This window comes from Lysobacter sp. A421, assembly GCF_054052145.1.
Map to the genome: position 1 here is coordinate 75,722 of NZ_JBSVRL010000002.1, position 17,506 is coordinate 93,227.

5 protein-coding genes are annotated in these 17,506 nt (G+C 66.2%); 2 read left to right on the top strand and 3 right to left on the bottom strand.

Going from position 1 to position 17,506, the window contains the following annotated elements:
- Positions 1 to 12: 12 nt before the first annotated feature.
- Positions 13 to 6,924 (bottom strand): YadA-like family protein, encoded by a 6,912-nt coding sequence (locus tag ACW7G6_RS05890; RefSeq protein WP_456997754.1) that lies wholly within the window; start codon positions 6,922 to 6,924, stop codon positions 13 to 15.
- Between the two features lie 221 nt (positions 6,925 to 7,145).
- Here ACW7G6_RS05890 and ACW7G6_RS05895 point away from each other — a divergent pair, with 221 nt between their 5' ends.
- A complete protein-coding gene (locus ACW7G6_RS05895) occupies positions 7,146 to 10,055 on the top strand; it encodes a protein kinase domain-containing protein (RefSeq protein WP_456997755.1) in 2,910 nt (969 codons plus the stop codon).
- A gap of 54 nt (positions 10,056 to 10,109) precedes the next feature.
- Here ACW7G6_RS05895 and ACW7G6_RS05900 read toward each other — a convergent pair whose 3' ends face one another.
- Positions 10,110 to 11,939, bottom strand: a complete 1,830-nt coding sequence (locus ACW7G6_RS05900; RefSeq protein WP_456997756.1) for a S8 family peptidase — start codon at positions 11,937 to 11,939, stop codon at positions 10,110 to 10,112.
- 171 nt (positions 11,940 to 12,110) lie between these two features.
- The gene (locus ACW7G6_RS05905; RefSeq protein ID WP_456997757.1) at positions 12,111 to 13,937 is read right to left on the bottom strand and encodes a S8 family peptidase; all 1,827 of its coding nucleotides are present in this window, start codon (positions 13,935 to 13,937) and stop codon (positions 12,111 to 12,113) included.
- Between the two features lie 594 nt (positions 13,938 to 14,531).
- Here ACW7G6_RS05905 and ACW7G6_RS05910 point away from each other — a divergent pair.
- Positions 14,532 to 17,411, top strand: a complete 2,880-nt coding sequence (locus tag ACW7G6_RS05910; RefSeq protein ID WP_456997758.1) for a winged helix-turn-helix domain-containing protein — start codon at positions 14,532 to 14,534, stop codon at positions 17,409 to 17,411.
- Positions 17,412 to 17,506: the final 95 nt, after the last annotated feature.

Consider the following 17,506-nt stretch of genomic DNA (forward strand, 5'->3'; position numbering starts at 1 on the left):
GCCGTCGGGTGCTTACCACTGGATACCGGCGCCGACCGAGAAGCCCCATTCGCGGGTGGTGTTTCCGCTGGCTTGGACCTTGTAGACAAAGCGTCCGTTCTCGGTGATGCCTGAGAGGCCGACAGCCATGCCACCCTCGCCTTGGTAGCCACCCAGGGCCACACCCAACATGTTCTTGCCGGGCAGATACGCCTGGGGTAATCCCGCCATCGCCATCGCCGAGGCGGTAGCGCCCCTGTAGCCGCGTTCCAAGGTCCACACATCGCTCTGGAGCCCGTCGATCCGGCTATCGGTGTAACTGTTGGCCTGGTTGATCGCGTAATCCACGCCGGAGTTGAGCTGATTCACATTCACCGCATCCGTACCTGCTACGCCTGCCGCCACGCCGGAAACCGTACGCCCACCCACATTCACTTCACCAGCCGAGGTGCTGTTGCCCACATACGCAGCGTTGTAGCCGCTTTGCGCGCCCACCGTCGTAGCCGAACCCGCACCCAGTGCCACGCTGTTGCCGTGGGTCGCCTCGGCCCCCGTACCTACCGCGGTGCTGTTGTCTGCGCTGGCCGTGCTCTGGTTGCCCACCGCCACGGCGTTCTCTCCACTGGCCGCCGCACCGGCGCCACCGGCAGACGAGTTGGTGCCCGTCGCGCTTGGCGCCACCGTGCTGGAATCCGCACTGGCCCGGAAAGCTCCAACCCCGCCTTGCTGCAGGGCAGTGACGCTGTCCTCGACGCCAGTGATGCGATCGTCGAACTGGTTGACCGTGGTGCCCAGGTTGGTCACGTCGCCTTCGACATTGTTCACCCGGTCATCCAGATTGGCGACATCGCCCTCGACGGTGGTGACACGGTCGCCCAGTTGATTGACCGAGTCGTTGACGGTGTCGATCTGCGTATCGGTGTACGCGTTGGACTCCGCAACGGCGCTCTCGACACCGGCCTGCAGCTGGCTGACGTTGACCGCATCGGTGTCGGCCGAGCCGGCCGCGACACCGGTGATCTGCCGGCCACCGATGTTCATCTCACCGGTGGAGCTGCTTGCGCCGACGTACGCACCTTCATAGTTCGCCTGCGCGCCCACCAAGGTGGCCGAGCCGGCTCCCAAGGCGACGCTGTTGCCGTGGGACGCCGTTGCCCCGGAGCCCAACGCCAGGCTGCCGTCGCCGTCCGCCGAGGCACCCAGGCCCAGGGCCATGGCCTCGTTGCCTCCAGCCGACGCATCCTTGCCGACCGCGATTGCATCGACACCGGTGGCACCGTCGCTGTTTTCGTTGCCGCCGCCGGTCGAGTTGACGTGGTAGTACTTGGTTTGGGCGCTTGAAACCGCGTCGGTCAGCTGGTCCACGTTCACCGCATCGGTGCCGGCCACGCCGGGCGCCACGTTGCCGATTACCAGTCCGCCCGCGTCGATGCCCGTCGCGGTCACGCTCGGGCCACCGGCAATCACCAGTCCGGTGCTGCCCAGCGCCACATCAGGACCCACCGTCACGCCGGTGTTGCTCAGTACCGTGTCGCCGGTGGTCACGCTGCCGGCCGGGCCCAGGTCGATGGTCTCGTTAAGTGTGATCTCGACTTCACCGGCATCATCCGCGCCGGTTTGCGCCACCGTCAGGTTGCTGTCGCCGGTAAAGGTGACCGTGCCGTTCGGGCCGATGTTCGCCGTGCTGGTGCCGTCGGTGACGTTCCAGCCGGCATTGGTCGTGTCGCTGATCTGCTTGAGCTGGTCCTCGGTGGCCGCCTGCCCCGAGGTGTAGTTGTCCGGGTCGAAGGTCTGGTTGGTCAGGCCGTTGATGGTGCCCGCACCCGCGGTGTTGACACTGACCGCACCGAACACCGGCTGGTCGGTCATCTGGATCTGCAACTCGTTGCCCACCACCTCGGTGCGCAGGTTCGCGCCACTGTAGGTGCCCGGGCTGGTCGCCGCCCCGGTCACCAGCAGCTCCTCACCCAGCAGCCGGTCCACCGTGCCGGCGTTGCCGGTGAAGGTCATCGGTGTCTCGCTCAGTCCGGTGAGCTGGCTGACGTTCACCGCATCGGTGGCGGCCACGCCGGGCGCCACGTTGCCGATCACCAGCCCGCCCGCATCGATGCCGGCGAGGGTCACGCTGGGGCCACCCGCGATGGTCAGGCCGGTCCCGTCGACCACCGTGCCGCCTGCCGTCACGCTGTCCACCGCGATGTCGTCGGCCAGGTCGAAGGTCACGTCGTCGTCGGTGGCGGTCTTGCTCACCACGATGTTGCCGTCACTGTTGTTCAGATCCACCGTCTCGTCCGGCGCCACGTTGGTCGCGTTCGCACCCTGCGCGCTGATATTCCAGCCCGCGCTGGCGGTGTCACTGACCTGGGTCAACGCGTCCTGCACCGTCGTGTAGGTGGTGCCATCCACGTCCAGGCCGGCCGTCACCGCGTGCGTCGCCGGGTCGTAGGCCGAGGTGCCGCCCAGTGAAGCTGCGGTCGTCGTGCCGACCGTGTCCACGTTATCGCCCAGTGCATCGACCGCTTGATCCGTGGCAAACAGCTGGCTGCCGTTGATCGCATCGGTGCTGGTCGCATCCACGCGACCGGCCGCCACGTTGGTGAGTGTGCGGTCCGCGCCCACGCTGCCGACGCTGACCGTGCTGGTCGCCGCCGTGCCCGCGTAGGTGTAGGCCACGTTGTCCACCGTCGCACCGGCGGTGTTGACCACCGCCGCGGTGGTCGAGCCCGAGCCCAGGGCCACGTCGCCCGCCTGCGCTCCGGCCACCGCGCCATTGCCCAGTGCCGTGCCGCTGTCGACCGTCGCGCTGGCATCCACGCCGGCGGCGAGCGCGTTGATCCCGGTCGCGCCATCGTTGTCGTAGTTGCCGCCCTGCACGCCGTTGTCGTTGACGCTGTAGTAATGCGTCTGCACCGCAGTGGTCGCGTCGGTCAGCTGGTCCACGCTCACCCCGTCGGTGCCGGCCACGCCGGGCGCCACGTTGGTGATCACCGCGCCGCCGGCATCGATACCGGTGGTGGTCACGCTGGGGCCACCCGCGATGGTCAGGCCGGTGTTGCCCAGCGCCACGTTCGGGCCCACCGTCACGCCGGCGTTGCTCAGTACCGCCTCGCCGGTGGTCACACTGCCGGCCGGACCCAGATCGATGTTTTCGTTGAGTGTGATCTCCACCGCACCGGCATCGTCCACGCCGGTCTGTGCCACCGTCAGGTTGCTGTCACCGGTAAAGGTGACCGTGCCGTCGGGGCCGATGTTCGCCGCGGTGGTGCCGTCGGTGACGTTCCAGCCGGCATTGGCGGTGTCGCTGAGTTGGGTCAGTGCGTCCTGCACCGTCGTGTGGGTGGTGCCGTCCACGTCCAGGCCGGCCGTTACCGTGTGCGTGGCCGCGTCGTAGGCCGAGGTCCCGCCCAGTGATGCCGCGGTCGTCGTGCCGACCGTGTCCACGTCTACGCCCAGCGCGTCGACCGCCTGGTCGGTGGCAAACAGCTGGCTGCCATTGATCGCATCAGTGCTGGTCGCATCCACGCGACCGGCCGCCACGTTGGTGAGTGTGCGCTCGGCGCCCACGCTGCCGACGCTGACCGTGCTGGTCGCCGCCGTGCCCGCGTAGGTGTAGGCCACGTTGTCCACCGTCGCACCGGTGGTGTTGACCACCGCCGCGGTGGTCGAGCCCGAACCCAGCGCCACGTCGCCCGCCTGCGCTCCGGCTACGGCGCCATTGCCCAGCGCCGTGCCGCTGTCCACCGTCGCGCTGGCATCCACACCGGCGGCGAGCGCATTGACGCCGGTTGCGCCGTCGTTGTCGTAGTTGCCGCCCTGCACGCCGTTGTCGTTGACGCTGTAGTAGTGCGTGGCAGTGGCATCGACCGTGTCGGCCAGTGCGCTCAGCTGCGATACGTTTACCGCATCATCATCCGCGGAGCCCGCAGCCACACCGGTGATCTGGCGGCTGCCCACATCCACTGCCGCACGCGTAGCCACCGTCGCCGCGATCGCCGCCGTGCCAGCCGCGTCCGCGCCGGTCGGCACATAACCGGCCACACCGGCCGCCGTGTCCGACACCGACCCCGAACCCAGGGCCACGCCGCCGGCCACGGTCACATCCGCGCCGTTACCGATGACGAGCGCATCGGCCACGTCCACGTTGTTGCCGTTGCCGACAATCCGGCTGCCGGCCGCCCCCACCGCCAGCACGTTGTTGTTGCCGAATGTGCCCGCATCGTCGGCGTCGATGGTGTTGTCGTTGCCCAGCGAGTACGAACCGCTGCCGGTGATCACCGTCGGGTCGCCGATCGCACCGCTGTTGTTGCCGCTGACCTGGTTGCCGGTGCCGATGCTGATGGCGCTGACGCCGCTGGACTGCGCGCCCGTGCCGATGGCCACCGAATTGCCGCCGGTCGCCTGCGCGCCGGTGCCGATGGCGATGTCGCTGATCGCCGTGGCCGAACCGGCCACGCCCGCGACGGCGTTGCGGCCAGCCGCGATACCGCTGTTGGTGAAGGCCGCCGCCGAGGTACCAAGGGCAAGCGAATCGGCGCCAACCGCGCGCGTATTGGTGGTGGTGTCCTGAGCCTGGGAAGTCGCGCTGGACGAACCCAGCGCCACCGAACGATCGCCTGTGGCGTAGGAAGAATCGCCGATCGCCACGCTGCCGCTGCCGATGGCGGTCGCGACCTGGCCGATTGCCAGGCTCTGGGAACCCTGGGCGACGCTCATCCGCCCCAGCGCGGTCGAATAGACGCCCTCGGCGTAGCTCGCAACACCAATGGCGAGCGTCGACCCGCCATGGGCATGCGCGCCCATGCCGATGGCAACGGCAGCCTGCCCGTCCGCATCGGTGTGGGAACCCAGCGCGACACCCGCGCCGGCCGAGGCGGCATTGTCGCCGAGCACGACCGAGCTGAATAGAATGGGATTGGCGCCGCCACTGGTATTGTCGGTGGGGAAGCCGAGTCCATCGGTACGAAGTTGGGCCACCTTCAACTGGGCGCCAGAAAGGGTGGCGTTGTTGCCGATTGCGATGCTGTTGATCGTGCCCGCCGATGCAGCGCTGCCGATGGCAATGGCGTCCGCGAATTGCGATTTGGCCAGACTGCCGATTGCCACGCCACGGGCCCCCGAAGCTGCGCTGCCGGTACCCATCGCCACACTCGATTGCGCGTTCGCCACAGCATTCACGCCAGCGGCAATCGCGTTGATCCCGGTCGCACCGTCGTTGTTGTAGTTGCCGCCCTGCACGCCGTTGTCGTTGACGCTGTAGTAGTGCGTGGCACTGGCATCAACGGTATCGGCCAACGCGCTCAGCTGCGACACGTTTACCGCATCATCATCCGCGGCACCCGCGGCCACGCCCGTGATCTGGCGGCTGCCCACGTCCACTGCCGCACGCGTGGCCACCGTCGCCGCGATCGCCGCCGAACCGGCCGCGTCCGCGCCGGTCGGCACGTAACCGGCCACGCCGGCCGCCGTGTCCGACACCGACCCCGAACCCAGGGCCACACCGCCGGCTACGGTCACATCCGCCCCGTTACCGATGACGAACGCATCGGCCACGGCAACGTTGTTGCCGTTGCCGACAATCCGGCTGCCGTCCGCCGCCGCCGCCAGCACGTTGTTGTTGCCAAACATGCCCGCCTCGTCGGCGTCGATGGTGTTGTCGTTACCCAGCGAGTACGAACCCGCGCCGGTGATCACCGTCGGGTCGCCAATCGCGCCGCTGTTGTTGCCACTGACCTGGTTGCCGGTGCCGATGCTGATGGAGTTGACACCGCTGGCCTGCGCGCCGGTGCCGATGGCCAGCGCGTTGACGCCTCCGGCGGTGGCGTCCTTGCCCACCGCGGTGGCGCCTTCTGCCGTGGCCTTGGCGACATTGCCAAGCGCCAGACTGCCCACCCCCGTGGCATCGGCTCCGGAACCCACGGCAGTCGCATACTCCGCGCTGGCTGCCGCCTGATAGCCCATGGCAAGTGCCGCAAGACCGGTGGCCTGGGAGATCCGGCCAACCGCCAGACTGTTATCCCCTGTGGCATCGGAACCCGAGCCCAGGGAAATCGCGTATTCGTTGGCTGTTGCCTGATAACCCATGGCAATGGAATTTGTGCCGGGGGCCAGGGTGTTGTTACCAATGGCGACGGCCCGGTCGCCAGCGGCCACCGCGCCATCGCCAAGGGCGACCGACGACACACCTGCGGCGGCGGCGCCCACCCCCAAGGCGGTGGCGCGCTCCGCACTGGCCACGGAGCTCGCGCCGAGGGCGACGGTCCCGAGCCCGCTGGACGCGGCGTTGCCGCCAATGGCAATCGCACTGTTTGCGGTGGCCTGGGCACCCTTGCTGTTGCTGGCGCCGATGGCGATGGAGTACACGCCGGAGGCCGTGGTGGAGTTGAGGACGGACAACGATTCGCCAGCGACATTGGAACTGGAGCCGCCGATAGCCACCGCATTGAGTCCAGACGCGATGACACCATAACCAAGCGCCGTACTGCCCCTGCCCGTCGCCCGGCTCTCCAGACCGACCGCGGTCGCCCACTGCCCCGCCTGACTGTTGAAACCGAAGGCAGCGCCGCCTTTGCCGGTTACCGAGCTCCAAGCACCGTAGACAGTGGCTGCCGTTTGGTCTTTGCCCGTCGCTTCGCAGCCGGCTACGGTGGAAAAAGAGCCAGTACCATCCTCGGGGTCATCCACAGTAGGGTTGGTGGCTATCCTACCAATAGTAGACAAGCCGGCACCCCCTATGCACGTCTCAGTACCATCTTCGAGCGTATTGGCATGCGCTCCCGGCGGCCACCCCTGCAACAGCACGGCCAGTGCCACCGCAAGCGCACCAAGCCTGGGTCCCGAAACGCGTCCCGCTCCTGTGGGCGCGACACTGCCGCCCTTGGCGAGTTCCGAGGCCACCACCAACTGCCCCAGCTTCGCATTCCATACCGTGCTGTAGATCTTGTTCATGTCGTATTCCCCATCCCTTATCGTGGAATCAAGTCGAAGCGCGTACCCCTATACAAGAGGTACTCGCAGTAAGGGGCACATCCAGGACATGCCTGTCCCGGGATATATTCTTGGCCGTCAGCCCAAATCCCGCGGGCATGACGGCAACCGATGTCCGGTGGCCGCCCGCTTCCACGAAACTACGCAAGTACCCCATAAAGGTCGGTGTCGGACAGCCCTATATGCCAGCCACACGAGCCCACGCGCTGAAGCTGTTCGACGAATACGTCGAGATGTCCCGCCGCCGGCAATTGCGCGCGCTGGAACGGCTCAGGGACCACGACCGACCGCTGCATGACGCGCTGGCGGACATGCTGGCGGCCGACGCGCTGGAGCATCCGCTCGACGGGGCGCCATTCGAACTGCTGGCCCGGCTTCAGCGCAAAGGCGCGGCCGTCGAGCCACCCCCGCCCGATCTCCGCCTTGGCACGCGCCTGGGCGCGTGGCAGATCGACCGCATCATTGGCACCGGCGGTATGGGGACGGTGTACGAAGCCCACCGCGCCGACGACCATTACCAGCAGCGCGTGGCCCTCAAATGCATCCGCGCCGGACTCTGCTCACCGCGCCTGATCCAGGCCTTTCTCGACGAGCGCAACAACCTGGCGCAGTTGGACCACCCCGGCATCGCCGCGCTGCTCGACGGTGGGGTCGAACCCGACGGGCAGCCGTGGTTCACCATGCATTACGTGGATGGCATCCCCATTGATCACTGGTGCGCCGAGCGCCAACTGCCGGTGCACGAACGGGTCAAGTTGTTGATGCAGGTCTGCGATGCGCTCGCCTGCGCGCACGGAAAGCTGGTGTTGCACCAGGACATCAACACGTCGAACGTGCTGGTGACCGGCGACGGACGGGTACAACTGCTCGATTTCGGTCTGTCTTCCACCCTGACAAGAGGCAAACAGGACCACCCGTCACCCATGGCAGTACCCAACGGGTATACCGCCCCCGAAATCCTCTCCGGCATCGGGCCGCATGTCGGAACCGACATCTACTCGCTGGGCGTGGTGATGTACCGGCTGCTGTGCGGCGGCTGGCCGCTGCCGCCATCGTTGCTGCGCACGCGGGCGACGCCGCTGCCGTTACCCGCGCCGATGGACGAGGTAGCCGTTGTGGCTACGTATGAAATGGCGTGGCGACGCGGTTTCGGCAATCCGCAAGCGCTGCGCCGACACCTGGCCGGGGACCTGAGCGCGATCGGACTGAAATGCGTGGCCAATACTCCCGGACAGCGCTATCGCAATGCCACGGAGTTGCAAGACGACCTGCTCCGATGGCTGAAGCAACTGCCGGTGCAGGCGCACAGCAGCGGCACCGGGTATCGGCTGGGCAAGTTTCTACGCCGCAACCGATTGCCGGTTGTGTTGACTGCGGCTGTCGCGCTGGCGGTGGCCGGCGGCCTGGGCGTCAACACGATTCAGCACCACCGCATGGCCCGGGAAGCCGGGGCCACCCGGGCGGTAAGCCATTTGTTCGAGCAGATGCTGGGCAACGCCACGTTGTCGGGACTGAGCGAGACACCGTTCTCTTCCCGGACATTGCTCAAAAACACCGAAGCGCAATTGCGACAGGAGCCCCTGCAGTCGCATCCGACCCTGCTGTCGCGTGGCCTGTCGGCGCTGGCACGCGGCTATGCCGTCATCGGCGACTACCCGAAAGCAGCACAGCTGGCGCGCGAGGCGGAGGCCGCGGTACCCCAAAAGGGAGTGGAGAATGCGGAAGCCCGTGCGACCTGGGCATCCCTCCTCAACTTGCAGGCCCTGCACGCCCAGGCCGGTGAAGTGGCATCCGCAGGTCTGCAGCGGCTCGGCAGCCTCGATGACAAGCATGCAGGTCATGTTCGCCTCCGCCTGCTGACCGAGCAGGCACGTGCGCAGTGGGGCATGGCCGACAGTGACCTGGCTTTGGTCACGCTGCAGGCGGCGCTGACATCGGCGGAAGCGATGAGCGACACCGATCCGGAACCCTTGGCCGAGCTGTTGACCCTGCGAGGATCGTGGCGAACCAGGATCCTTCGTTTCGACGATGCGGAGCGGGACCTGCGGCGGGCGATCGCGCTGGTGGAAGACGACAATCTCCTGCTGGCGGACGAGGCGCGCCAACAGCTGGCGCAGACCCTGGTGGTGGCCGAGCGCACCGACGAAGCCGCGGCCATCGCCCAGGCGCTGGTAGAAAGCCGCCGCCGCTCCCTGGGCGAGCAGCACCCCGATACCGGAATCGCCTGGGTGGTGCTGGCCGACAATCAATTCATGCAGGGGCAGATAGACGCCAGCGCCGAATCGCTGGCCCGGGGCAAGGCGATACTCCAACAGACCTACGGCGTGTCCCACCCCGAGTATGCCGAGGCATTGCGCGTGGAATCATTGATCGATTACGCGCGTGACAACTACGAAACCAGCCTTGAGAAATCCCGCGACGCACTGGCCATCATCGAAAAGGCGCTGGGCCCCGAACACGACATGGCGCGGCGGGCGCGACACAACCTCGGCAACAAATTGAGCTCGGCGCCCGCCAGTTGGCCTGCCGAACGCTACCAGGCGGCGATCAACGAGAGCATCGCCCTGAACGCGCAGTTGTTGCAGGTGGGCAGGACCAAGCACATCCCCATGCCGCAGCAGAAGCTGCACCTGGCGCGAACCCTGATGAGCCGTCACCACACGGGAGACCTGGCCGACGCCGAACACCTGCTGCGCGGGGCCATGGTGGATGCCGAAACCTATTACGGGTCGCACCATACCTACCCGATGCTGGTCCGGCATTCGTTGGCCATCCTGCTGTTCCGGACAGGACATACCCGGGAAAGCTATCGGCAACTGGGAGCCACCATCGACGAAGCCACTGCCTTGTTACCGGCGACCCTCGCCCAGGCGGTGATCTACGAGTCGCTGAGATACCAGGCGTTGTGCGCCGTCCGCGAAGGGGACACTGCGCGGGCCGAGGCCCTTCTGCTTGAGGCGTCCGACGTGGCCGCCGAGCTTCTGGGCACCGACCACATGGCTTTTCTTGAAACGCGCTCCAGCCTGGAGGAACTGAGACGGACGGGCACGTTGCGGGATGCGGAAGATGCATTGGTCGCGATGGACCGGTAATACGAAAAACAGCAACCCCGGCCGAAGCCGGGGTTGCTGCGTTTACGGCAGGACTCAGTTGTCGTAAGTGGCAACCAGGCTCGCACCCGAGTAGGGCAGGAACCCGCCGCCACGCACCATCACGTGGTACGTGCCGGGCGTCGGGTAGGTTCCACGGCAGGTCTTGGGAGACCGGTTGCCCGTCAGACCGCAGGCGTAGACGGTCGTCGTGGGTTGCGAACCCAGCCGCACGTACAGGTCGGCGGAGGAGAAGAAGCCCGAGCCACCGACAAGCTTGATGCTGAGGTTGGTGGCCCCGGCCGGCACGTCGACGGTCCAGTACTGCTGGCTCCAGGCTGCACCGGCCACGCCGGTCACCGGCACGCCGTTCTGCAACTCACCGTCAACCGGATCGGTCGGGTCCGGGTCGGTCGGGTCCGGGTCGGTCGGGTCCGGGTCCGGGTCCGGGTCGGTGCCGTCAAGCACTGCGTTCACCGCGGCCTCGGCGTTGACGATGCCGGCGCCGATCGGGCGCGACGGGGTGGACGGGAAGTCGCTCGCGGTGTCCTGCAGCAGCTCGAGCATCTCCGCCTGGGTCAGCGGGGTCTCCGCCGCCGCCTGGACCAGCGCAATCACGCCGGCCACGTGCGGGGCCGCCATCGAGGTGCCGTCGTAACTGGCGTAGGCCTCCTGTTCCGGCCCCTGGCGGCCGCTGTTGACGGTCGATAGAACGTCCGACCCTGGTGCCGCGATATCCACCGACGCTCCGTAGTTGGAGAAGGACGAGCGCGCACCGGTGTTGGTGTTGGAGCCGACCGAGATCGAGTTGCCGCAGTTGGTCATCATATATCTGGATGCGTCGCCATTGGCGTTGCCGGCGGCAACCACCACGATCGAACCGCGCTCGACGGCTTCCTTCATGGCCAGCTTGGTGGTTTCGCTGCAGGTGCCGGGGTACCCGCTGCCCACGCTGAGGTTCAGCACTTCGGCGGGGTTCTGATTGGCCGGGGCGCCGGGAACGCTGCCGCCCGAGGCCCAGGTGACCCCATCGCTGATATCGGACCAGGGACCGCCACAACGGCCCAGCACGCGGACCGGCACGACCTTCGCATTCGGTGCGACACCCGCAACGCCCTTGGCGTTATCGGTGACCGCGGCAACGGTGCCGGCGACATGCGTACCGTGCCAGGAGCTGTTTTTACCCCCATGCGGCTTTTCACCGAACTGCACGCAGAAGTTGGCTTCGAACCCATCTCCCACGTCGCGTGCGTCCGCATCGCGACCGTCGCCGTCGTTGCCCCTCACGGGATCGGAAAGAAAATCGTAGCCGGGCAGGAGGTTCGGCAGCAGGTCGGAGTGCTCGGTGTAGCCGGTGTCGATTACCGCGACCACGACGCCTTCACCGGTCGACTTGTCCCAGGCCTGCTCGGTGTGGGTGCCGCCCGGGCCATTCTTGAGACCGTACTGGCTTCCGTATTTCGGATCATTCGGCGCGGCGTACGCCACCGCCACCCCGTCGGCTTCGACATACTCGACATTCGGATCGGCGGCGATCTGCCGCATGAAGGCCTCGGCCTCGACGCGGTCCAGCGGACGATCGGTCTTGATCACGTCGGCGCCGACGCCGAGACGGCGGAGATGGCGCACGCCCCGGGTGGAAGGAACGGCGCGGGCGGCACTTTGCAGCGAGCCGGCCAACGCGCTGGCGCTGGTGGCCTGGGTGCTGCCATCGCGGTATTTCACGATGAAGCGGCTCTGCGTCGCGCCGGCTTCCTGCAGCCCGTTCAGGCTGCTCAGATTGATCCGCTGCCCGGCGGTGGCGGTCGCCGCCATGGATGTCAGTGCGATCGCGGTTGCGGCGACCAATGTACGCATGCGAATGCGCTTGTTCGATTTCCTGGACATTGCTTTGAACTCCCCGAATAGCTTGGTGTATTGAAAGCTGAACCCCGCAAGCGGATGCCGCGACGGACAGGCACGTTGCGGGATGCGGAAGATGCATTGGCCGCGATGGATCGGTAATACGCAAAACAGCAACCCCGGCCGAAGCCGGGGTTGCTGCGTTTACAGCGGGACTCAGTTGTCGTAAGTGGCAACCAGGCTCGCACCCGAGTAGGGCAGGAACCCGCCGCCACGCACCATCACGTGGTACGTGCCCGGCGTCGGGTAGGTCCCACGGCAGGTCTTGGGAGCCCGGTAGCCCGTCAGACCGCAGGCGTAGACGGTCGTCGTGGGTTGCGAACCCAGCCGCACGTACAGGTCGGCGGAGGAGAAGAAGCCCGAGCCACCGACAAGCTTGATGCTGAGGTTGGTGGCCCCGGCCGGCACGTCGACGGTCCAGTACTGCTGGCTCCGGGCCGCACCGGCCACGCCGGTCACCGGCACGCCGTTCTGCAACTCACCGTCGACCGGATCGGGCGTCGGGTCAGTCGGATCCGGGTCAGTCGGGTCCGGGTCCGGATCCGGGTCGGTGCCGGCAAGCACGGCGTTCACCGCGGCCTCGGCGTTGACGATGCCGGCGCCGATCGGTTGCGACGGGGTGGACGGGAAGTCGCTCGCGGTGTCCTGCAGCAGCTCGAGCATCTCTGCCTGGGTCAGCGGGGTCTCCGCCGCCGCCTGGACCAGCGCAATCACGCCGGCCACGTGCGGGGACGCCATCGAGGTGCCGCTCTTTGAAACGTAGTCTTCCTGACCCGGATCCTGGGTACCGGTATTGCCAGTCGACTCGATGTCCGACCCCGGTGCGGCGATATCCACCGAAGCCCCGTAGTTGGAGAAGTACGAGCGTGCGCCGGTGTTCGTGTTCGAGCCGACCGAGATCACGTTTCCGCAGTTGGTCTGCGTATATTGGGATGCATCGTCGTTGGAGTTACCGGCGGCGACCACCACGATCGCACCGCGCTCGACGGCTTCTTTCATGGCCAGCTTGGTGGTGTCGCTGCAGGTGGCGGGACCCTGGCTGCCCAGGCTGAGGTTCAGTACTTCGGCCGGGTTCTGATTGGCCGGGACGCCGGCAACGCTGCCGCCCGAGGCCCAGGTGATCGCATCGGTGATATCGGAACCGTAACCGCCACAACGGCCCAGCACGCGGACCGGCACGACCTTCGCATTCGGTGCGACACCCGCAACGCCCTTGGCGTTATCGGTGACCGCGGCAACGGTGCCGGCGACATGCGTACCATGCCAGCCGCTGTTTCGAGCCGGGCTCGGCTTGCCAGTGAACTGCGTGCAGAAGCCGGTCTCGTACCCATCTCCCGCGTCGCGTGCGTCCGCATCGCGACCGTCGCCGTCGTTGCCGATCAGGGGCTCGGACACAAAATCGTAGCCAGGCAGGATGTTCGGCAGCAGGTCGGAGTGATCGGTGTAGCCGGTGTCGAGTACCGCGACCACGACACCCTCACCCGTCGACTTGTCCCAGGCCTGCTCGGCGTGGGAGCCACCCGGGCCATTCTTGAGGCCGTACTGGTCTCCATACTCCGGATCATTCGGCGCGTCGTACGCCACCATCAGAATGTCGGCTTCGACGTACTCGACGTTCGGGTCGGCGGCAATCTGCCGCATGAAGACTTCGGCTTCGACGCGGTCCAGCGGACGATCGGTCTTGATCACATCGGCGCCGACGGAAAGACGGCGGAGATGACTTACACCCTGGGTGGAGGGAACGGCGCGGGCGGCACTTTGCAGCGACCCGGCCAACGCGCTGACGCTGGTGGCCTGGGTGCTGCCATCGCGGTATTTCACGATAAAGCGGCTCTGCGTCGCGCCGGCTTCCTGCAGACCATTCAGGCTGCTCAGATTGACTCGCTGCCCGGCGGACGCGGTCGCCGCCATGGTTGTCAGTGCGATCGCGGTTGCGGCGACCAATGTACGCATGCGAATGCGCTTGTTCGATTTCCTGGACATTGCTTTGAACTCCCGGAATAACTTGGTGTGTTAAAAGTTGAACCCGCAAGCGGAAGCTGCGGGCGTTAACGTCATGGAGCGGATCGGGATGACTACTTCCCCCCATTGATTTGTCTATGATTTGTCTATGGGCGAATGTGACCCGACTTGCACATTCCGATGCATATGCACCGGCAGTTCGCACTCGGAACCTGAAGCTTCGGTGGGAGACCGTGTGACGCGGCTTCCTTTGCGTCCACGGCCGAAGACGTCGCTATTCGGCACTCCGTACCGACGTCCTTGCGAGGCCCCTGCACCCCGCTGTTGCCCTTCCCTGGCATTCCTTCCCTGGCGTTCCTCCCTGGAGGGCGTTCCAATTGCCTGAGCAACCGGGGTGCAGGACAGATATAGGTGACGTCACGGGGCATTTACTTATGCAAAGTGTTCAATTTCTTATCAATTAGCGATAATTACGAGATACTCATCACGTTATTGACCGGCGAACATCCCCCTCGGCAGCCGCTATCGGGATAGTTATGGGTCCGGCGGGAGCCGGCATGGCGGGTCCTGCAGAAGCGGACCGCCGCGATACAACCCACGACAGGAGCACGCGCAGTGACGGATGCACTCGGGTTTCCATGGCCCAGCGAGGTCAGGCAACTAAGGATCGGTGACCTGGAAATTGACCTGCGGTACCGCCAGGTCAGCAGTCCGGAGCAAACCGTCGAACTGCCACAGCGCGCGTTCGACCTGTTGCTGGAGTTTCTTGCCAGCCCCCATGCCCTGCATACCCGCGCAATGTTGTTTGATCAGGTCTGGCAGGGTGTGATCGTCGAAGATGCCAACCTGTCACAAAGCATATGGCTACTGCGCAAGGCCCTGGGGCCGTCGCGCAAGCAATGGATCCGTACCGTTGCAAAAAGTGGTTACGTGTTCGAGCCGCCCGGACCCGTGGAACCGGTGCTGGTCAATGCGACCGATGCCATCGACAGCGTGGCAGCCGGGCTGGACGACTCGCACCCTGCGGAACCGTCGGAAGTCCGCATTGGCGGCCCAGAAGTTCCTGAGAAACGGCTCCACCTCTGGCTGGTGGCGACGGGACTGGCGACGCTGGCCGCCATTGCCATCGTTTTGGTACCCAAGCCCACGCCATTGGCACCGATTGACGCGGCCACCGCTCCGGTGGCCGTCGCACTGATCGAGGTTGGCAACAACAATGATGCCGAGGCGCATTGGCCGGCAACCCTGTTGTATGCCTGGCTGGAATGGAAACTCGACTCGCTGCCGGAAGTCATCGTGATGAGCGAAGCTCACCTGGCTGCCGATGCGGCCTCACTGTCGCCCACGGTGGTGCTGCTCAGTTCCGGCCAGGCCGCCAACCAACCGGGCGAACGTTTCGTCCGCGCCCGCATTACCGACGCCGATGGGACCCGGCAACTGGAACTGCGCGGGAACCTGGCGCGGATTCCGGCACTGGTCGATCAGTTGTCTCAGCAGATACTGACGCAGTTGATTCCCGGTCGCGACGACACGCCGTGGCCCACGCTGGACATCGATGCATCCGCAGCCCGCAGCTATACCATCGCCTACCGGGACTATCGCGACCGGGACATGTCCGCCAGCGCGGCCGGCTTGCAGTCGGTAGTCGGACAGTCACCCGGTTTTGGACTGGCACAGCTGCAACTGGCGATGTCCCGGGCACGATTGGGCCAAGCCAATGCCGCCGTGGCACACATGCAGACGGCGCGCGAATTGCTGGTGCCGATCGGCGACGACACCGATCAGGTGCTGGATGCCGCACAACTGTGGGTCGATCCGCGTCGCGTGGTTGAGGCGTCTGCGGCAATCACCGCGCTGGCGGACAGATACCCGAAAAACCTGAGATTCCGCCTCGATCAGGCCTGGTTCCAGCTACGCTCCGGCCAGGCCGACCTGGCACTGGAGAGCCTGGCGGGGGTGGAGTGGCAACGCCAGCCCATCAGCTTGCGCATTCCCTGGTTGATTTGCCTGGCCGAGATTGCCGGCGCACGCGGCGACGGCACTGCCATGCGTACGCACGCGATGGCGGCCGAGCAACTGGCACGGGACGCCGGCCCGGGATGGGAGCCTGAGCGCGCGGTCGCCATCCATCTGAAAGCACAGGCCGATGTCGCCGAATTCGGGGACGAGGCCGATATGTCGCAATTCGAGCAGGCGGCGACGCTGTTCGCCGCTGCCGGCGCGGAATTGGACGCATTGTACGTCAGGGTTTCCGCCGAACTGTCGAAGCCGCCGTCGGCGCCGTCGGAGCAGTTGGACACCCTGCTGGCGCGATCACACGCCGGCGGTTATCGATCCTTGGAGGTCCAACTGCTGCGCCGTGTCGCGTTCCAGCACTACCACGCCGGCAACCTGGCTGAATACCGCAAGCGACTGGATGAGGCGCTCGCCATCGCCGTGGCTGCGGGCGATGCCCCCGGGCAGCGTGCATTGCAACTGGACTTGCTCAACGAGGACGCCCTGGCGGGTCGCTTCGATCAGGCTCGTGAACGTGTTCGCCTTATCCGAAGCCTAGGGTTGAAAGGCAACCTGGCGGTGTGGCTGGACCAGCTCGAGGCTATTATCCTGACCACCGAGGGCGACTACACCGGCGCGCTGGAAATACTCGAGCACACCGTGAAGCGTCTCGCCCGTGAAGACCTGCCGCCATTGCCCACGGTGGTTTCCGCACGACTGGCATGCGCAAGGGTGACAGGGTTGTTGTCGTTGGGACGGATGCAGCAAGCGCGCGTGGCGCTGGAGCGCTGCGGTCTGGATGGGCCACCCGAGCTGGAGGATCAATTGGTGATGCACCAAGCTGCCATCTCCCTGCTGGCCGGCGATGCTGCGTCCGCGTCGCCAGGGCTGCAGACGATGGTGACCCGGACCCGCTCCATGGAGCAAGGCCCCCGCCGCTGGTTGACGGCACTGCAGACCGCGCCACTGCTGGCTCGCGCGGGTCAACTGGAAGAAGCGGACGCGTTGTACACCGCCACCCACGACGCACTGCAAGGTTCCGGATACGCCTGGTTGCTCGCTCAGGCGGAAGTTGGCCAAGCCGAAACCGCGGCCGCGCGCGGCGGGTGGACGCAGGCGATGCGCCACGCAGAGGCCGCACGCCAAACTTATCCCAACGACACCTGGATGCAGTCCCACCGCCTCGACCAGGTCGCAATCTTGCACGCACTGGCCGACAACCGGCCCGAAGCCGCACAATCCTTGCTGGCACGCAGTCACGCCCGCGCCCATGCGCTGGGAGATGTCGCGGTACAGCTGGAGCTGCACAGCCTGATGGCGGCCGATAGCCGGCTCGATGACTGCGACGTCCAAGGCCCTGCCGCGGGCACGCAAGTTGCCACCACCGGCATGCGGGGCGCAAACCTGGACTGGATGACGCACGGGCCGGCAGGCCGCGAAGCGACCATCGCGGCGGCACCTGCCCACAACCGGGACCCGGCCGCCCAGATACAGCGTTGACCGATCCCCGTTAATGCAGCCAACATCGTCACTGCACATGTCACGCAAACGCGGTTTTCAGCGGCGAAGCGGTCTCCACCACTCACCTACAATCG